Origin of the sequence: uncultured Paraglaciecola sp. (assembly GCF_963977085.1) — a bacterium.
GTDB lineage: Bacteria > Pseudomonadota > Gammaproteobacteria > Enterobacterales > Alteromonadaceae > Paraglaciecola.
This window is the reverse complement of record NZ_CAXBNC010000003.1, coordinates 181,899-201,076: the sequence shown is the minus strand read 5'-3', so window position 1 is coordinate 201,076 and position 19,178 is coordinate 181,899. Positions and strand designations below refer to the sequence as shown.

14 protein-coding genes are annotated in these 19,178 nt (G+C 41.4%); 5 read left to right on the top strand and 9 right to left on the bottom strand.

Annotated features, from left to right (window positions below; translation table 11 throughout):
• Positions 1 to 210: 210 nt before the first annotated feature.
• The 9 genes from AAC000_RS05135 to AAC000_RS05095 all read right to left on the bottom strand — a co-directional run bounded on the left by AAC000_RS05135 (position 211) and on the right by AAC000_RS05095 (position 11,123).
• Positions 211 to 3,093 carry a TonB-dependent receptor gene (locus tag AAC000_RS05135; RefSeq protein WP_339720691.1) on the bottom strand — a complete coding sequence of 961 codons (2,883 nt, stop codon included), beginning with the start codon at positions 3,091 to 3,093 and terminating at the stop codon, positions 211 to 213.
• Between the two features lie 383 nt (positions 3,094 to 3,476).
• Positions 3,477 to 4,775 (bottom strand): adenylosuccinate synthase, encoded by a 1,299-nt coding sequence (locus tag AAC000_RS05130; RefSeq protein ID WP_339720690.1) that lies wholly within the window; start codon positions 4,773 to 4,775, stop codon positions 3,477 to 3,479.
• Between the two features lie 120 nt (positions 4,776 to 4,895).
• A complete protein-coding gene (locus AAC000_RS05125; protein WP_339720689.1) occupies positions 4,896 to 5,090 on the bottom strand; it encodes a DUF2065 domain-containing protein in 195 nt (64 codons plus the stop codon).
• A 76-nt stretch (positions 5,091 to 5,166) separates the two neighbouring features.
• Positions 5,167 to 5,895 carry a response regulator transcription factor gene (locus AAC000_RS05120; protein ID WP_339720688.1) on the bottom strand — a complete coding sequence of 243 codons (729 nt, stop codon included), beginning with the start codon at positions 5,893 to 5,895 and terminating at the stop codon, positions 5,167 to 5,169.
• Positions 5,896 to 5,979: 84 nt separating this feature from the next.
• Positions 5,980 to 6,717 (bottom strand): spondin domain-containing protein, encoded by a 738-nt coding sequence (locus tag AAC000_RS05115; RefSeq protein WP_339720686.1) that lies wholly within the window; start codon positions 6,715 to 6,717, stop codon positions 5,980 to 5,982.
• A gap of 10 nt (positions 6,718 to 6,727) precedes the next feature.
• Positions 6,728 to 7,426: a spondin domain-containing protein gene (locus AAC000_RS05110; protein WP_339720685.1), complete on the bottom strand. Its 699-nt coding sequence runs from the start codon at positions 7,424 to 7,426 to the stop codon at positions 6,728 to 6,730.
• Positions 7,427 to 7,675: 249 nt separating this feature from the next.
• Positions 7,676 to 8,635 (bottom strand): BadF/BadG/BcrA/BcrD ATPase family protein, encoded by a 960-nt coding sequence (locus tag AAC000_RS05105; protein ID WP_339720683.1) that lies wholly within the window; start codon positions 8,633 to 8,635, stop codon positions 7,676 to 7,678.
• 30 nt (positions 8,636 to 8,665) lie between these two features.
• Positions 8,666 to 9,817, bottom strand: a complete 1,152-nt coding sequence (locus AAC000_RS05100; RefSeq protein WP_339720681.1) for an SIS domain-containing protein — start codon at positions 9,815 to 9,817, stop codon at positions 8,666 to 8,668.
• 28 nt (positions 9,818 to 9,845) lie between these two features.
• Positions 9,846 to 11,123 (bottom strand): D-tagatose-bisphosphate aldolase, class II, non-catalytic subunit, encoded by a 1,278-nt coding sequence (locus AAC000_RS05095; RefSeq protein ID WP_339720679.1) that lies wholly within the window; start codon positions 11,121 to 11,123, stop codon positions 9,846 to 9,848.
• A gap of 293 nt (positions 11,124 to 11,416) precedes the next feature.
• Here AAC000_RS05095 and AAC000_RS05090 point away from each other — a divergent pair, with 293 nt between their 5' ends.
• The 5 genes from AAC000_RS05090 (at position 11,417) to AAC000_RS05070 (ending at position 19,081) form a co-directional block, all read left to right on the top strand.
• Positions 11,417 to 14,155 (top strand): TonB-dependent receptor, encoded by a 2,739-nt coding sequence (locus AAC000_RS05090; RefSeq protein ID WP_339720677.1) that lies wholly within the window; start codon positions 11,417 to 11,419, stop codon positions 14,153 to 14,155.
• Between the two features lie 191 nt (positions 14,156 to 14,346).
• On the top strand, positions 14,347 to 15,249 hold the full coding sequence (locus AAC000_RS05085) for a DMT family transporter (RefSeq protein ID WP_339720675.1): 903 nt from the start codon (positions 14,347 to 14,349) through the stop codon (positions 15,247 to 15,249).
• Positions 15,250 to 15,261: 12 nt separating this feature from the next.
• Positions 15,262 to 16,401 carry an amidohydrolase family protein gene (locus tag AAC000_RS05080; protein WP_339720673.1) on the top strand — a complete coding sequence of 380 codons (1,140 nt, stop codon included), beginning with the start codon at positions 15,262 to 15,264 and terminating at the stop codon, positions 16,399 to 16,401.
• Between the two features lie 45 nt (positions 16,402 to 16,446).
• A complete protein-coding gene (locus AAC000_RS05075) occupies positions 16,447 to 18,567 on the top strand; it encodes a glycoside hydrolase family 36 protein (RefSeq protein ID WP_339720672.1) in 2,121 nt (706 codons plus the stop codon).
• A 4-nt stretch (positions 18,568 to 18,571) separates the two neighbouring features.
• Positions 18,572 to 19,081 carry a TlpA disulfide reductase family protein gene (locus AAC000_RS05070; RefSeq protein ID WP_339720671.1) on the top strand — a complete coding sequence of 170 codons (510 nt, stop codon included), beginning with the start codon at positions 18,572 to 18,574 and terminating at the stop codon, positions 19,079 to 19,081.
• Positions 19,082 to 19,178: the final 97 nt, after the last annotated feature.

Here is a 19,178-nt window from a genome sequence, read left to right as displayed (position 1 = left end):
CGACCAGTAAGCTATGACCGGCCGGTATTACCAAAAAATTGACCGTCATTTGAGGTCAATAATTATAGGTGAACACTGCTTCAGTACTCATTAAAAAGAGCACTGTAATTTGTCAGTTTTTTTGGTCACAAAAAAGGGGTTAATAGAATTAACCCCTTAGTATTATCAATGTAAGAAACGAATGTTTATTCCATCCTTAACTTATCTCGATTAAAACTTATATCGAACACCTGCTTTTGCAGTTCTGCCCCATTCAGCATAACTACCTGGTAAGTTAGTTGTACCATTATAACCATGCCAGCCTTCATCCAATAAGTTATCTAACTGGACATAAGCCTCTAAACCTTCAGCAACGTAAAAGGTTGCTGACGCTGATGACCATGTGGTTGGGTCAGCCATACCTTTATAAGTGTCAGTAACACTGCCATCGGTGTCAAAAACGTTAAGTGGCGACCAATGACTGGTGACAAATGCCTCGGTATGATATGCCGATAAATTTAAGCTCATTTTATCGCTGTTGTACATCAAGCTTAGAGAGTAGGAGGTATCAGGTATATTTTCTAAAACACCCACAGAAAAGTCATTAACAATCGATTCCGTATCAATATAGGTATAGTTAGCTACAACACCAAAACCAGAATCAAAGAAATGTTGTAAGGCAAATTCATATCCCAATATTTTTGCTTGGTCTAAATTTCTCGGCCCTGCAATTGTGAATGCTACTTCTTCATAGATACCTGAAGGCGCCCAACGTATTGGGTTTTCCACAAGGTATGTAGGTTTATCTTCTGGATTAGCTTCATAAAGATCGATTCCAGATTGCACAAAACCTCTAATGTCTTTTTGAAATATTGCCGCACTAATTGAAGAACCTTCTTTATAGTACCATTCAACTGATATGTCAGCTTGCTCAGCGGTTACAGGGCTTAAACTAGGGTCACCAATTTTAGTGATATACCATTGATTATACGTAAGTGAGTCATGATCAACCTGTGTCGATAGCTGATCTATGCCTGGCCTTGAAATCACTTCAGCATATGACAAACGTACGAGTAGCTCTTCAGAAAATTCGAATTGTAGATTCATGGAAGGAAGTAACTTGTCGTAATCATTTTCAACTGTAATGGCAACTGTAGGCCCGTAATCGACTACTGATGCCCATATAGTTTGTGGTGCCTCTGAGACACTTAAAATAGGTGAGTCATAGCCTGAAGAAGTAACGTCAGTTTGCACATATCTTAGCCCGAGGTTACCAGAGATATTCACACTATCTAACTCTAGACTAAAGTTACTTTGCACATACAATGACACAGTTTCTTCTTCAACAGCCCCCGACAAATTAGAGTTAAAAACCGGAAATAATGCATCTGAATAACCCTCAACATAGGGCTCACCCGTAAGAGGGTTGATTACATTAGCATTGCCATCGGCCGACTTAATGGCTTCGAATGCTTTTGCCACATCAAAAACGGCAAATTCGCGAGGAAAGTCACCACTGGCACCATCTAAGAAATTATCAAAAGGGAAAGCCCTTACCACATCGGCATCAACATCATCCCAAGTAAAGGGTGCACCACTATATAGCGACATGTTGGCGCTATTATCATATTGTTCCCGCTCTTTAGTACGCTTGTTATATACCAAACCGTATTCAACACTATCGACAATAGGCATGTCCCAATAAATCTTGTGACCTAAAGAAGCACCAATAACTTCGTCATCAATATTGATGCCTTCCAACCTAGTAAAATGTGGGCCAAATTGACCGTTTCCAACGATATCACTGACCTGGGTAATGCCACCCTCATTATCGGCAAAATCAATACTAATACTTGGTAACCCACCGTCTGTTAATTCCATTCTTGCTGTTGTTTCGCCTGCAACTACAGGGACAGATACAACAAATCTATCTTTACCACCGGCTTCACGTGTGGCGCTAGATATATAAACATCACCAGTAAGAACTGAATTGTCGGTGACATTATAAGTAAAGTTTGCACCCAAATTTAGTGTATCTACAACACGATGTTCTTCAAGAGTGACAAGCTGGGGTAATAAGTTTTGTACTGTAATACCGGTAACCATTGTACCTAAAGGGTTTAATTCAGTTTTTATCCCGCCATATGTAGCATCTGAGCCACTAGCGATTACATCTGGAAAGAAATAAGATTCAGTGTACCCTTTACTCGGTGTATCTAAGCGGGTCCACAAAGCATCAACTACTATATCAAGGTCATTATTAGGTCTGTATTGGAAAGCAGCAGAAATCGCTGTACGCTCTTTGTTTTCTTCGCGAGCGGTATAAGCAATAGTACCTGGGAAGATAAGCTCGTCATCCGCAGGGTCATTGGTAAGTCCATCACCATTGCGGTCCCAAGACCAGTTGGTACTTGTTGAAGGTTCCCACCAATTATCTGATAACTCATCAGTTCGGGTTGGTGCTCTGCTGTATAGAGCAGAAACCAAAATTCCCATAGTATCATCATTAAATGTATGACTACCGACACCCGTTAGTTTGTAACCGAATTTATCAGCCTGTTCGCCATATATCCCTTCTGCTCCAAACGAGCCGTGCGTACCAGCGTTGTCGAACGGTCGTGCAGTTTTAAGGTTAATGGCGCCACCAATACTGCCTTCTAATTGAGAAGCAGTAACTGATTTATGCACCCAAGCTTCAGATATGACCGATGATGGTAAAACATCAAAGGCAAAATCACGGCTTGAAGAATCTGTAGCCATGATACGATTATTAATAGTAACAATACTAAATTCTGGCCCCAATCCACGAATACTAACGCCTTGGCCTTCACCACCAGATGTCCTATCAATTGTGACACCTGTGATATGCGATAACGAATCCGCCACGTTAGCATCTGGAAAAACACCTAATTCTGAAGCAGTTATGCCGTCGACAATAGAATCGCTTTGGCGTTTGATATCTAACGCCTTAATAAGGCTTCGTTTCGTAGAAGAAACGGTTATAACTTCAACTTCATCTTCTGGGTCAACTTCATCTGCAGCATAAATATTTGCCGAACAACAAAGCAAACTTATCGCCAATGTTAATTTCGTTTTGTTAAATTTTTCGTTCATGTTCTCACCGCTGGATTTTAGTTTTAATTATATGTCGGGAACTTTTGTATCAAAAACGAACAATGAAATCAAATGAAATATCCATTTTATTTAAAATAAAGTGAAAGATAATGAAATTAGGCATTGCGATTTTTTGTGTTTCCTTATTGAACTTTGACTTTGAATTTACACGAAACATTTCATTTGAAGCTTAGGGATATAGTCATGTTTAAACAATAAAACGGCCGAAAGACAGCGTAACTCATAAATTCGACTAATGTCCAAGCCGGCTACCCTACTTATATTTAGATAAGTGGGGTAGCCAAAGAAGGTGAATTTCATTGGGCAATAAAAAAGGCCGCAAAAAGCAGCCTTATAAAACATCCCAAAACTTAATTTAAGTATTACACCTCAAAAGGATGTCGTAATACTATTGTCTCGTTTCTTTCTGGACCTGTTGAAATAATATCAATTGGTACACCTAAAAGCTCTTCAATGCGCTTAATATAATTTTTAGCCGCTTGAGGTAAGTCATTATATTGAGTCACACCAAAGGAGTTTTCACTCCAACCAGGCATGCTTTCGTATACAGGTGTTATCAAGTCATATCCGTCTGCAGCCATAGGTGGCACATCACTGATGTTACCTTGCGCATCTTTGTAGCCAGTACAAATACTTAAACTTTCTAAGCCATCAAGAACATCCAGCTTAGTTAAGCAGAAACCTGTAATAGAATTAATTTGTACTGCACGTTTCATGGCCACTGCGTCAAACCAACCTGTGCGTCGTTTTCGACCAGTAGTGGCCCCAAATTCATGACCTTTTACACCAAGATGTTGACCGACTTCACAGTCTAACTCAGTTGGGAAAGGACCTGAACCTACGCGAGTGGTGTAAGCTTTAACTATACCTAACACATAGTCCAAATTAAGTGGACCAAAACCAGCACCAGTAGCAACGCCGCCTACTGTTGTATTAGAAGACGTCACATAAGGGTAAGTGCCGTGATCAATATCAAGTAATGTGCCTTGAGCGCCTTCAAACATAATAGCATCGCCACGTAAACGGGCTTTATCTAATACATCGGTAACGTCAACAACCATGGCTTTTAATATATCTGCCACAGCCAGTGCATCGGCCAAGACTTTTTCATAACTGACCGGCTCAACTTTGTAGTAGTTAGTGAGCATAAAGTTATGGTATTCAAGAATTTCTTTTAATTTGACGGCAAAGTCTTGAGGATTAAATAAGTCTCCTACCCGTAAACCACGACGTGAGACTTTATCTTCATAAGCCGGACCAATACCACGACCAGTGGTACCTATGGCTTTTTTGCCTCGCGCTTTTTCGCGGGCCACATCTAGTTCTACGTGATATGGCAATATAAGCGGACAAGCTTCGCTAATGACTAAGCGTTCTTTAACAGGCACACCGCGGGCTTCTAGCATAGCCGTTTCTTCAAGCAGCGCTTCGGGACTTAGCACCACACCATTACCAATAACGCAGGTCACGTTTTCACGTAGAATTCCTGAAGGAATAAGATGTAAAACGGTTTTTTCACCGTCTATGACAAGTGTATGACCAGCATTGTGGCCACCTTGATAACGCACTACATAAGTTGCTTGATCTGTGAGTAAATCAACAACCTTACCTTTACCCTCATCACCCCATTGGGTGCCGAGTACAACAACATTTTTAGCCATGAATAAGACGGGAGTCGTAAAATTAGGCGGGGATTCTAACAAAAAACAATCTGCATCTAAATAGCAAAATCGTGCAGCTTATAATCAATTGCATTACGACGCCTAAAGCGCCCTAAAATATCAAAGCAAATAAAACAAACTCACCACACCTACAGTGACCAAAATACCTCCCGTAGAGCGTAATTGATTAACGGGCTGCTGCGAGATTTGTTGTAGGAAACGTTGCCATTTTTTGGCAAATAACATCGGCCCAACCCCTTCTACAACTAACACCATGGCAATCGCCATCAGAATTACTTCGCCAAAAGAATACATGTATTACCAATCTGCATAAATAAGAATGGCAGCTAGGATAATACGTTAGATGTCTAACGCAAATAAGTAAAAGCGCTTAAGCCAACTCTACACCCTGAGGATTAAACTTATACCCTACCCCCCAAACAGTTTGCACTATTTGCGGTGATGTGGCGTCTTGCTCAATTTTGGCTCGTAACCTATTGATATGGGAATTCACTGTATGCTCGTAGCCGCTGTGATGATAACCCCAAACCGACTCTAGCAATTGACTGCGGCTAAACACTTGATTGGGATGACTCGCTAAATGATGCAACAGTTCAAATTCAGTCGCGGTCAGTTCAAGTTCATTTTCTTGAAAAACCACTTGATGGTTTTTTTGGTTGATATGCAAAGCCCCAATCACTAAGTCCGCATTGCTATCAACCACTTGGGCATTATTGTTGGCGGCCTGAAAAACATGTACTTTACGCATTTGCGATCTGACTCTAGCCTGAAGTTCCCGCACACTAAAAGGTTTAGTCATATAGTCATCGGCGCCTAACTCTAAACCTAAGACTCGGTCTGTCTCTGAGCTTTTTGCCGTAAGCATAATAATCGCCTGTGAAGGCTTTTGCTCTCGCACTTGACGGCAAATATCTAAACCACTGATGCCTGGCAACATAACGTCTAAAACAAGCAATGAGTAATCATTCTCTAATGCCATTTTTAGCGCTTTGTCACCCTGATCTTGCACTGTAGTCACCACACCCAACTCCTGTAAATTAACACGAATAAGTTCGGCTATATCTTGATCATCTTCGACCAATAAAACACTGTCAGACATGTAATTTATTCCTAGTAAGTTTGAAAAAACGCCCAATAAACAATGTATTGAGCGTTTTAGAGTTCAAACTTTTGTCGTTAAAACTTACTCAATACGTGTGACCATAATACGTACTGCTGGGTTGTCGAACTTATGTTGTACTGTTAACACAGAATGACTTAACCCGTCATCTACAGTGACAACACCAGGGTGCATAGCAACATAACCCGTATCTGTTCTGGTAGCGTTAAACCCTTCACCACCATCTGCTGGTCCCGGCATTGTACCAGCGGCTTCAGAATTCACTTCTGTACCCGCATCATACACTCCTGCTGTAGCTGTCCAGCTGTCTCCCACCGCCAATGTACTTAGGTCTAATGCATCAAGACCGCTAAAGGCGTCATTTGTATTCACTAACATAGTAGCCACTGACAATTTTGCATCTGTCATATCTTGAATAGTCACACTAATGGTTTCACTGCCACCGGGACCAATGGCACCTGCGCCTGAAGCCGAAGCCATACCTAAGGCCAACAAACCACCGTTCATGCCACCCTCTGCCATTTGCTCTAAAGCAACTGAAGGCACTTCTCCTACCGAAAACAAATGCCCGTCAGCATGTAAAACAACCGCAGCCGGAGACAAAGGTTGAGAATTAGTTAAGTTGGTGACAGTCACTTCATAACTCACGTCAACCGGAACGGGTTCTGGTGCAGGCACTTCAACTATCACTTCGACTTCTTTGATAACTTCAACTTCGTCGTCACTACAAGCACTTAATAGAACAGGTAACCCCACTAAAAATGCTATTCGTTTTTTATTTAATCTTAAACGTTTAATCATGACAGTCTCCTTAGTTAACGGTCACTGTGACTTTAGCAACAGGGTTTAACCAGCGGTGAATAGAATTAGTCACGTCACTTGTGCCACCAGCTAAATCGTCATCACCAATATTACCTGGGTGAATATGTACATTTGTATTACTACTAACAGCCGTCACACCACTGCCGCCAGTACCTAATGTTAAAAAAGGAGGAGCTGGCATACCCGGCGTTCCCGGTTCACCGCCACCCACTATTTCATCATTGGCTTCGGTACCTGCATCGTAAGCATTTAGATAAACAGTATAAGTGCCCGCCTCTGCAGGAATGGCCCAGTTATCCAGACCAATAAAGCCGTCATTTGAAGGTAAGATCATCGCAACAACAGACAGCACAGTATTGCCATCAGCCGTCATAAATGAACCTGAAACAGATTCTGTTGGCCCTAAAGGCCCCGCAGTAGGCTCAGCTAAAACGTCGGCACTAATTGACGTCGCTATGGTAGTGAGTCCGGCTAAACTGCCACCCTCTGCCATTTCTTGGATCTCAGGGCTAGCTTCTTCACCGACTTCAAAAAGGCTGGCATCTGGCGAATGAGCTACGGCAGCGATAGGCGTGAAGTACATACCTTGAGTAAGGTTTTGAATGGTAATGGTGACATCTGCTGCTAAAGTTTGGCTAGAAGCAAAAACTAATGCGCTAGCAGCGCAAATTTTCGTAAGCTTGTTCATATTATTTCTCGCGTTAAATTAAGTATATTGACGTTGCGAGATAGAGTCTGCAGGGAAGGTATCGCGAAAGTATCACAAAAAGAATACGAATTTATAAAGGCCGATATTTAGGACTCAATAGCTTATTGAGGGGCCATAAAAAAGGGCATAACAGCTGTTATGCCCAAGACCTTACACACATGAAAACAATTTTATTAGTAGTGTCTTACATTAATAGTTGCCAGATATTGGCTTGTAAACTTGAAGTGGTTAATTTTTCAATTTTTGCAAAGCCTGACTTTGCATCCTATTACCTGACAAAGTACAGGCATACAGAGCGGCGCCAATAACAGGGGTATAAACTGGTGCAGAAACCACATAGTGACACGAGTATTGCTGCAAAGCTTCAGTAAAGGGTTCTAGAATAAGTGCTTTCGAACAAAAAACCCCACCTGAATACGACACCTTCACAGGCTCATCTTCCTGGAATTTTAAGGTTTCCTTAGTACTATTGACGATCCGCGCCAACTCATAGCCTGCGTCCTGCATAATCTCTCTAGCTAGTGTGTCCCCTTGCTCCGCTGCTATTGATACAAGTTTTGATAACGCCGCAATTTTACTACGTTCACCTTGCCATTGTGTTAAGACCAAAGCAGTAATATCCAAGTCGATATCAATATCAAGCTCTTGTTTTACGATCTTGTACAAAGGACCTTTAGGTAAACGGCCATCGGCCATTTGAGAAAACCTATTTAAACACTTTATTCCTATCCAGTAGGCTGAACCTTCGTCACTAAATAACTCTCCCCAACCACCACATCTGGCACCCTTATTTTTTCTTACACCGTAAGCAATTGAACCCGTACCGGCAACGATATTAATACCGTCCATACCACCAGACGCAGCGGCCCAGCCGTTAACCATATCGTTGTCACAGCGATAAAGATTTTTGGGTAAAATACCTGAGGGAATCAAATCAACAATTTTATCTACCTTGCTATCTTCACCAAATGCAGGCAAACCCAAAAATGCAAAAGTGAGATCCTTTACTTCTTTTTTGGCTTTAGCCAGTGTTTTGAGGATACCTTCATGTATTACCTTTTCTGTACCGTCAATTCCTACCTGAATGTGATAACAAGTAGGCTCTTGATGTTCTGCGAGCACATTTCCATGCTGGTCGATGAGCACAAAAGCCGTTTTTGTGCCACCACCATCAACCCCTAAATACATGCCATTTTACCTTTCATAAGTTTATCCTGCTTACAAAGCGTGAATATTCACACCCTGTACCACACGGTTAATGGTACCTGAGGAACTAGGGTTATCAGGTGTATTGCCAATAGCCAACGAGTGTTGCAGGGCATACATTTGAGCACAAACAATAAAAGGGAATAATAAAAAGGTATCGTTCACATTGGCGACGCCATCCAACATGATACATTCCCCTTGTTTAAACACAGGATCATCCTTAGCCGTAACAGACAAAATTTGCCCAACTTCTTGGTCCTTTTGTAACTCTGCCAACAGCTCTAAATCATACTGTCGGGTATATGGGTCATTTGATATATAGATAACAACTAAAGTATCACTGTTCACTACAGCTTTAGGACCATGACGGAAACCGAGGGGAGAGTCATAACTTGATAGTGCTTGGCCATCTGTTAGTTCCAGTAATTTTAATGCACTTTCTTGAGCAAGCCCTTTAGATACACCACTTCCCAGATATACCACTCGTGTAAACTTCTTCATAGCCACACTTTTCAACATTAGATTATAGGTTTTCAATAATGCTGACGTGGCGTTTATAGACAGCGCTAAATCCTGGCCAAAGTTATCCGACGGGCAGAATACGTATAGAGCAGTTAACAACATACAACTAAAACTTGACGTCATGGCGAAACTTCTATCGTTTGTTTCTTCGGGCATCAACAACGCCAACTTGTTATCGCCTTCACAACACTTAAACAGCGCGCCTTGGTCGTTACAAGTAATAGCAAGCTGAGCACAATCATTGAGTAACTTTTCAGCACATTCAAATGCTGCAACACTTTCAGGACTGTTACCCGAACGCGCAAAAGACACCATTAAGGTAGGCACATCAGCTTGAAAATACTCATGGGGGTTAGAGACTAAATCAGTGGTAGGAATGGCCTCCACCCTTACCCCTAATTGTTTCATTATAGCGGGGGCAATACTTGCTCCCACAAAAGCAGATGTTCCCGCGCCCGTCAAAATGATGCGAATATCTTTCTTAGCTAAAATAGGTTGTAGAAAGGCGTCAATTTGCGGCTTATTTTCTTCTAACATCTGTAACGTTTTAGCCCAAGTTTCTGGCTGCTGCTGTATTTCCTTAGCAGTCCAATAAGCATCCGTTTCCCGTAGTGTTGATTCTGAATAATCTAAGTAGGTCATTATTTTTAGTTTTCCTTCGAAATACGTATTAGTTGCCGAAACAGGCCGCTGAATATTGTGTCAATACTTCAGAAATTTTATGAAAAATCAATTCTTTAGTATCCCTAGCAATTTCACCATTAACGATGGCGAGGTATTGATTGGGCATATATTGACTAATTAAAGTAAGTGGTGGTGGGTTATTGTCCAAGTTTTTAAGCAATTTATCTAAAGCTGCTGTTACTTCTGGTTGCGGCCAATAATAACGGATACGGTCACTCAAACTGTATTGACAATCGAGTGTCTGCGCTTTGGGGTCTTCTGAATAATACTTTTTCCAATAAACGGGGTTTTCTTGCATAACTTGCAATAAGGTTTGTTTTAAGTTTGCTCGGTTACCTTTCTCAATCCATTCTTGTTCAATTAAATCCAGAGCCCAACAAGCTTCACGCAAGGCGTAGGTTAACCAAGGCCCCACTTTTAATATTGCAAAATGTCCTTTTACCAAATCACACAAATGTTGTGCAGTTTGATAGTCAGTTGAATGCGCTTCGTATACCATCAATGGGTCGCGCTCAATATATTCACTCAGTGAAACTGCACGTTCTGGTTTGAATGCCATGACTTTATGGTGATCAAACTCAACTCCAGGCTGCACTACTAAACCAATTATTCTCGGCCAAGTATCTTCTAAGCCAGCGTTTAAAAATGCACTTTTATGGATAGAAATTGTTTGGGTAGCCGCCTCAACAGAAGTAGGCGTCAATTCATCAAGCCCTTCGTGGGCCCCTCCGGGAACAGGTACTTCAGTTCCAATTATATAAACAGGCGCTTCTCCACCACTGATTTTCCAGGCATTTTCAGCAACCCGACATAACCTTGCGGCGCGCTGAGCAACAAGGTCGTCACCTAAAGGCACAGGATCATCAGCACAAGACATGGAGCAATCTAAGTGGATTTTTCTGAATCCGGCTTTAACGTATTCTGCAATTAACACGTCTGATTTAGCCATGGCTTCTTCTGCAGTAAGATTTTGCCAACAGTTAGGACCTAAATGATCACCGCCAAGAATAATCTGTTGCTGAGGTAAACCCACTTTGTCTGCAATAGAATAAACAAGCGCACAAAAATCAACGGGTAACAGTCCAGTGTATCCACCATCTTGGTTTACTTGATTGGAAGTCGCTTCCAACACTAAACACTCTTTATTCTTTAACGAATGCAACATCGCCGCTTCAATTACCAGCGGGTGAGAGGAACATACAGAGTAAACACCTGTTACATCTCCACTTTTATGTTGCTGAACCATTTCTAACAACGCTTTCAAATGAATCCCCTTAAATCTAAATCATAAATAATTCGTAACGCTTAGGAGTATCCTAACGCAAATAAATACAAAACGAAACATAATTATACTTCACAAAGTTATTTGAAAGAACAAAAAGCAATAAAACCTCCAAAAACAGAGTTGAAATGTATAAATAGAACCAACTTTACTTCATTTTATTATCTACCCACCTTGACAGAGGTTTCAGTTGGCTTCATTATCAACCAAATTCGAAGACACAACATATTATTTATAACTCACAACAAAACATAATAAATGAGAGGGTAATCGTTATGATTAGGAAACTAGAGAACAACTTTAGAAAAACCGCCATTACTACTGCTGTATTAGCAACCTTTAGCGCTACTGTTACCGTTGCACAAGAAGTAGATGAATCAGAAGTGATTGTAATAACTGGCGTAAGAAGCAGCTTAGCTGAGTCATTGGCCAATAAAAAAGATGCAAAATCCTTGGTCGATTCAATTGCTGCAGAAGAACTTGGTCGCTTTCCTGACGATAACGTTGCCGACTCCCTATCCCATATTGCTGGTATTACAGTAAGTAGAACCCGAGGTGGTGAAGCCCAATATGTCAACATTCGGGGCCTTGGACCAGAATTTAGTATCGTTACCCTAAATAATCGTATTCTAGCCACTGATGACGGTGGTCGAAACTTTGCCTTTGACGTGATTCCATCGGAAATGATCAGTGGCGCGGATGTGTGGAAAACCGTGCAAGCCAAAAATATTGAGGGCAGTATTGGTGGCGCAGTTAACCTTAAGTCGGCACGCGCTTTAGATAACCCCGGAATGCAAGGCATAGTATCTGTCACTGGGGATTACAATGATTTGTCAGAAGAAGTGGGTAAAAAATTCAATGGTGTATTTAGTAATACCTTTGCCGATGACACTGTAGGCTTAATTGTCAGCTTGAGCTCTTCATCTGGAAACGAAAGAGCTGATGAAATGTTTGATAATTATGTTTTTGGTATTGACGATGGCATTAATTATGACGTCAATAAAGATGGTGTAATCAGCTCAAACGAAGAAAATTTAGTGGTTCCTGGTTCCTACGCTTTAGGCTCTTATGCGACGGATTTTAATCGTACTGGCTTGACGTCTTCTCTGCAATGGCGACCAAATAGTCGTCTAGAGTTAACAGCCGATATCATGGTAACCAAATTGGAAGCCGATGCGACTGGATTTACCCAATCCTTTTATATGGTGGATGAAAGCGAGGAGCAAAATCGCTTATCTAATATAGTGCTAGACGGTAACGTTATCACTCAGATGGACATTGCCGATGTCAGTATGGAAGTGGTAACGCTAGACGACCACCGTACTGTTGATACCAGCATGTATGCATTTACCGCAGAATATATGTTAAGCGACGATTTAACGATTAAAGGTGACATCTATCAGTCAAACTCTGAACGTGATTCTGGTGGTAAAAATACTTATGTAGTAGCCGGTAATCCAGGTACGCATACAGGTACCTATAAGTTAAATGAAGGGGGATTACCTGACTATATTCCCAATTGGACTGAAGGTCGTTCATCCGATGATTTTGGTAACGATGACTTTTCACCACACTGGGCAGCACGTGACGGCAGCGATATAAAAGATCAAGTCACCGGATATACCTTAGATGGTGATTGGCAGTTTGATCATGAATTCTTGGTTAATATAGATTTTGGAGTCGCTTACACTAGCCGCAACAAAACCAATACCGCCTATGATAACTACACAGATGGCGCCTGTAACTATTGTGGTTATCCTTTCACTTTTGGCGAAGTGGGCGCTGAAGTTGTATTACCTTTCCCTTATGACAATCTATTTGATGGCGAAGCTGGCAACATTCCCCGTTCTTTCCCAATTTTCAGTATTCCGGCCTATGCTGAGGGACTCGCAGCAGCTGATGGTATGACCCTCACTGATTATAACGGTAATACTCGTACTTTTGGTGCGAACGAATCAGCACTATGGGAACCTGTCTATAACCCAGTCAATTCTTATGACATTACTGAAGACACCACTGCAGTGTATTTCCAGGCTAATTTAGAAGGCGAAAATTGGTATGCCAATGTTGGCGCAAGATGGATAGACACTGAGGTCAGCGCCTCCTATTCTTATAACAGTATTTTGTCTATTCAAATAGTCGATCCTAACTCATCTAACCCATCATGGGATGTGGAATACTCTGACAGTTCTGACCAAGCGGCTAAAGGTAGTTACAGTAAACTACTACCTGCTATTAATGCTGGGATCTACCTGAAAGAAGACGTATTACTCAGAGTTGCGGCAGCTCAATCATTATCTCGCCCAACCCTAGACCAATTAGCACCATTAACAACCGACAACGCACAGTCTGGTTTGTTTACCATGGATATCAGCGGCAACCCCGCTATTGAACCTGTTTTTTCAGACCAATATGATTTAGCCCTTGAATGGTACTTTGATGATAACAGCTTACTTGGTGCATCGATCTTCAGAAAAGATCTAGAAGGTTTTATCACCTCGAATACCACCAACATAGAAATAGCCGGAGAGACCTTTACTGTCACACAGCCCATCAATGGTGATTCTGCTGAAGTAACAGGTTTTGAATTAGTACTACAAAAATTCTTTGAAAACGGCTTTGGGGTAACCGCTAGTTACGCATACACAGATTCAAGCACTATTGTAGACGGTGAAGATGCGGGCGCCTTAACGGGAGTAGCTGATAATTCTTATTCATTATCTCTTATTTATGAAAAAGACAAAATCAGTGCTCAGATTGCACTAGATTACACCGGTGAATTAGTATCAGACCCTTTTAGTCCATTAGGTGATAGCTACCAAAGCACCATGGAAGAAGTATCTATGGTAAGTGCTTCACTCAATTATAGCTTGAGCGACAATGCACAGTTATTCATTGAGGGTAATAACTTGTTAGGTGAGTCCAACCGTATCTTCCAAGGACGTAGCGATTTACCTGGTAATATCCAGATATATGGCAGAACCATTAAGTTTGGTGCACGTTACAACTTCTAGTAGTGGAAATTTCAAGGAGCTTAACAGACGATGTTTGGCTCCTTTATTTTAGATCTAGATTTTATTATTGGGTATTCAAAATGCTAGTTTAATGTCATCCAGAATAACAATAATCTGTAGTAAACGTCTTGCTAACCATCATCATTTGCGGCATCAACCATAAATCAATAATAAGAAGAGAGAAACCAACTATGCAATCTAAAAAATGGCTAATTTTTGCAGTAATAGCGACTTTATCTTGGGGACTTTGGGGAGCACTAACCGGCCTATTCGCAGATGCAAGTATTCCGTCAACTATGGTGTATGCTATCTGGGCATTAACTATGATCCCACCTTGTATCATTGCGCTAAAGTTAATTGGCTGGAAGTTAGAACGCGATCCCCGCTCGATTATATTGGGTTGTACTATTGGTCTATTAGGATCAGGTGGCCAAATGTTATTGTTCCAAGCGGTCAATGTCGGCCCCGCATATTTAATTTTTCCGATTATCTCTTTATCACCCATTATTACTATCGCCTTGTCTTTTGGTTTACTCAAAGAGCGCACCGGGAAGTTAGGAGCAGTAGGCATAGTACTTGCCCTGATCGCCTTGCCATTATTTGAATATTCACCGGGTGGTGGCGAGCAAACTGAAGGCGTTTTGTGGTTTGTGTTAGCACTAATCATCATGGCTGCGTGGGGTTTGCAAGCTTACTTTATGAAGTTTTCAAACGAAACCATGAGTGCTGAAAGTATCTTTTTCTACATGACCATCACCGCACTGGCATTAATTCCTGTGGCTTACGCCATGACTGATTTCGAACAAGAGATAAACTTTAGCCTTGCAACCCTATCGACTACTGCTGGCATTCAAGTCCTGAACGCTATTGGAGCCTTATGTTTGGTTTACGCTTTTAGATTCGGTAAAGCCATAGTGGTTTCTCCACTCACCAATGCAGGCGCACCTCTTATCTCTTCTGTTCTGGCAATTATTTTGATGGGTGTCATACCTTCTGACATGAAAGTCATAGGCATCGCCTTAGCAATTATTGCAGCCATTATTCTTGCCATTGAGCCAGAAGAGAAAGCCAATGTTAACCATAAAGTCCAGTAAACAATGACTGTTATGACGCACTCTAGACTAAACAACAAATTACAACCTAGTGTAGCGCTAATGCTCAGCATTGTTTTGGTGGCTTGCTCTGAAACCCACACTTCAGAGCCGCAACAAAGCTCCCCTGCAGCGCTCGAGGAACACTACACTATGGAGGATTTTCCTAGAGTAGAAAAAATTGATGCCCATGTGCATGCGAACAACAATGATCTGAGTTTCTTAGAACAAGCGAAACTGGATAACTTCACTTTGTTATCAATTAATGTTGATTACCCTGATTTCCCCAACATAGCCGAACAACGCAAGATTGCACTACAGCTTAAAAAGTTAGACGAAGAACATTTCAAATTTGCTTCCACTTTTTCAATGAACAACTGGCAACATGAAGACTGGCAACAAAAAGTGATTGAAGATATCGATTTAGCCATTAAGCAAGGAGCAAAAGCGGTAAAAACATGGAAAAACATCGGTATGACTTACAAGGATAAGACAGGGCAATTAGTGATGATAGATCACCCAAGTTTTGATTCTATCTTCGGGCATATGAAAGACAAAAACTTGCCGTTGATTGGGCACCAAGGTGAGCCCCAAAATTGTTGGTTACCCTTAGAAGAAATGACAGTTAACAACGACAGACAATACTTTGCCGCCCACCCAGAATTCCATATGTATTTGCATCCAGAATTCCCTAGTTACGAAGCTCAAATGGAAGCCCGTGACCGTATGTTAGCCAAAAACTCGCAGCTTGCATTTATGGGAGCCCATATGGCGAGCCTAGAGTGGAGCATCGATAAACTTGCTCAATTTCTTGTTTCTCACCCTAATGCTGTAGTTGATATTGCGGCCCGTTCTGGACAAATTCAGTATCAATCTAAACATGATTACCAAAAAGTACGCGACTTTTTTATTAAGTACCAAGATCGTATTTTATATGCCACTGACTTAACTCATGGCCCAGGAAGAGATGCTGCAGAATTCAAACAAGAAGTACAAGATAAATGGCGACAGGATTGGAAATATCTGAGCACACTAGGTGTATCACAAGTGCCTGAAGTGGATGGGGATGTGAAAGGCTTAGCCCTACCAAAATCAGTTATAAACAAAATTTATCGCCTAAACGCACAACGCTTTTTTAACATTAAACAAAGCTAAAAGAGCAACTTAAGGTATTTACGATTTAATTTTAATGGAGTTCAAATGAACATTAAGTTTCGAAAAAAAATAGCTATCGCGCTGTGTAGCTTAGGCTTTGTTAGTGGCCTATTTGGCTGCAGCCATACCGTTAGCCAAGCGACAATTCAACCCGCCCAAGAAGAAGTAATTTACGCTATCCAGAGTGCCTCAGTAGCCGTTGAGTTTGATAAAAATTTGCACAGTCGAATGGTGTCAAAGCTCGCTTCCACGCCACAAATACTTGGCAGTTTTCAAGCTAGTGAATACGTCATATTAGAAAGTGGCTCAGTTGTATCTGATTTTGAGTTTATCAGTGCAAAGGAGACTAAAATAAACACCGAGCTAGGTGTAGGTACGCAATTCTCACTAGTTGGACAAGCCTCTTCAGGCTTGCAAAAAATAACTAATGTCAGTCGTTTTGCACGTTTTCCTACAATGTTGTTTTTTAATATTACTTACAACAATACCTCTGGCAAACCAATCAAAATAACTAAGTGGGTGAATAACCATTACAGCCTTGATGTAAAAGCTGATTCTCCCTCGAACATAGCTGATTTTTGGTCTTATCAAGGTGCGTCATTTGCCGACAGACGTGACTGGGTCATGCCTCTTACTCCTGGTTTTAGCCAGCACAATTACATGGGTATGAACGCCTCTGATTATGGTAGTGGCACTGCGATTTCAGACGTGTGGCGGCAAGATGTAGGTATCGCAGTTGGCCACAGCGAGGTTGACCCTAAATTAGTATCGATTCCTGTTAGTTTTCCGGAAGGAAGTCGTGCCGCACAATTGCATATAGAACTCGAAAAAACGCTTTTATTGCTACCCGGGGAATCCACTCAGACCATTGAAACCTTTGTTAACCTGCATACCGGTGATTATTACGCGACGTTGAAAAACTATCGTAATACCATGGCCGACAAAGGGTTAAAAATAGACGACATTCCTGACTCAGCATATGAATCCATTTGGTGTGCATGGGGCTACGAGCGTGATTTTAGCGTCGATGAGGTATTGGCCACGTTACCTAAAGCCAAAGAAATGGGCTTAAAATGGGCGGTTCTTGACGATGGCTGGCAGACTGCTGAAGGCGATTGGTATTTGCACCCAGATAAATTTCCGAACGGCGATGCCGATATGCAAGCTTTTGTAAAAGAAATTAATGATCAAGGTTTAAAAGCTAAACTATGGTGGGCTCCATTGGCGGTCGATCCAGGTACAGATTTGTTACATGAACACTCAGACATGTTACTTCTCGATGAGTGGGGAGCGGTACATGATGTAACTTGGTGGAATAGTTTTTACCTATGCCCCGCATACGAAGGCACATTGGAATATACCAAAGAACTAGTCAAAAAAATGATGGGCACTTGGGGTTATTCTGGATTAAAAATTGATGGCCAACACTTAAACGGTGTACCTCCTTGTTACAACCCTAAACACAATCACAAATCCCCAGAAGAATCAGTAGAGAAACTCGCAGAGTTTTGGAAAATGGTTTACGACACGGCACTTGAAATAGATAAAGAAGCGGTAGTTGAAATATGTCCATGTGGCACCTCTTACGCTTTTCATAATTTACCTTACATGAACCAAGCGGTGAGTTCAGATCCACTGACTTCTTGGCAAGTGCGCTTAAAAGGCAAAACCCTAAAAGGTCTGATGGGAGAATCGGCGCCTTATTACGGTGACCACGTGGAACTCAGTGACAACGCCAGTGATTTTGCCTCTTCTATGGGAATAGGAGCAGTAGTAGGCACTAAGTTCACTATTCCTTCTGATAACAAAGCAGCTGAGGCCTTTTTATTGAGCACTGAACAAGAGCAAGAATGGACCAAATGGATAGGTCTGTATAATACAAAAATGTTGCCTAAAGGCGAATACTTAGGTGAATTATACGATATTGGTTTTGACCTACCTGAAGCCCATGCCATCGCAAAAGATGACCGCTTATACTATGGTTTTTATGCAGAAAAATGGGATGAAAAGCTAGAATTAAGGGGCTTAAAAGCCCAGCAATATCAGGTGTTTGACTACATTAATAATAAAAACCTAGGCACAGTAACAGGACCACTTGCCAAGTTACCTGCTAAGTTCGAGGATTATCTACTATTGGAACTGATCCCCCTTGCAAACGCCAAGTAAACCAATGAAATCGTTCAAACAACTAATAAGCTTACTTCTTATAACCCATTTAGGCTTGTGCGTTCATAACGCACAAGCCGTGGTTATTAATGATGATGCTCCTAACTTCACACTTAACTCATTACAGGACCAGCAGCCAATAACGTTGGCACAGTTTAAAGGTAAGGTTGTGTATTTGGATTTTTGGGCGTCTTGGTGCCACCCATGCCGACAATCATTCCCTTTCCTTGCGCAATTACAACAGCAATATCAACAAGATGGTTTTGAAGTAGTATCAGTTAATTTAGATAACAACCCAAAACTAGCGACTGACTTTCTTAAACAATTCCCAGTCAACTTTACCCACCTTCAAGGTTTCGATACGGGTATTAGTGAAAAATATGCCATTGAAGCTATGCCAAGCGCTTTTTTTATTGACGCAAAGGGTCGTGTAAGGCTTATTCACAAGGGCTTCAAAGCCAGTCACAAAAAATTTATTAAGGCGGTGTTAGAGAAATTACTAGCTGAGAATTGAGACTAATAACTGGCAAAGTGAAACCAATAGTTGTTTAAATGTTTCATTGTGACTATTATCCTCAACAATAGACTCAGACCGAAAGTTAACACAAAGG

Coding starts and splice junctions, on each gene's coding strand:
- AAC000_RS05135 (WP_339720691.1), bottom strand. CDS start 3,093: ATGAACGAAAAATTTAACAAAACGAAATTAACATTGGCGATAAGTTTG.
- AAC000_RS05130 (WP_339720690.1), bottom strand. CDS start 4,775: ATGGCTAAAAATGTTGTTGTACTCGGCACCCAATGGGGTGATGAGGGT.
- AAC000_RS05125 (WP_339720689.1), bottom strand. CDS start 5,090: ATGTATTCTTTTGGCGAAGTAATTCTGATGGCGATTGCCATGGTGTTA.
- AAC000_RS05120 (WP_339720688.1), bottom strand. CDS start 5,895: ATGTCTGACAGTGTTTTATTGGTCGAAGATGATCAAGATATAGCCGAA.
- AAC000_RS05115 (WP_339720686.1), bottom strand. CDS start 6,717: ATGATTAAACGTTTAAGATTAAATAAAAAACGAATAGCATTTTTAGTG.
- AAC000_RS05110 (WP_339720685.1), bottom strand. CDS start 7,426: ATGAACAAGCTTACGAAAATTTGCGCTGCTAGCGCATTAGTTTTTGCT.
- AAC000_RS05105 (WP_339720683.1), bottom strand. CDS start 8,635: ATGTATTTAGGGGTTGATGGTGGTGGCACAAAAACGGCTTTTGTGCTC.
- AAC000_RS05100 (WP_339720681.1), bottom strand. CDS start 9,817: ATGACCTACTTAGATTATTCAGAATCAACACTACGGGAAACGGATGCT.
- AAC000_RS05090 (WP_339720677.1), top strand. CDS start 11,417: ATGATTAGGAAACTAGAGAACAACTTTAGAAAAACCGCCATTACTACT.
- AAC000_RS05085 (WP_339720675.1), top strand. CDS start 14,347: ATGCAATCTAAAAAATGGCTAATTTTTGCAGTAATAGCGACTTTATCT.
- AAC000_RS05080 (WP_339720673.1), top strand. CDS start 15,262: ATGACGCACTCTAGACTAAACAACAAATTACAACCTAGTGTAGCGCTA.
- AAC000_RS05075 (WP_339720672.1), top strand. CDS start 16,447: ATGAACATTAAGTTTCGAAAAAAAATAGCTATCGCGCTGTGTAGCTTA.
- AAC000_RS05070 (WP_339720671.1), top strand. CDS start 18,572: ATGAAATCGTTCAAACAACTAATAAGCTTACTTCTTATAACCCATTTA.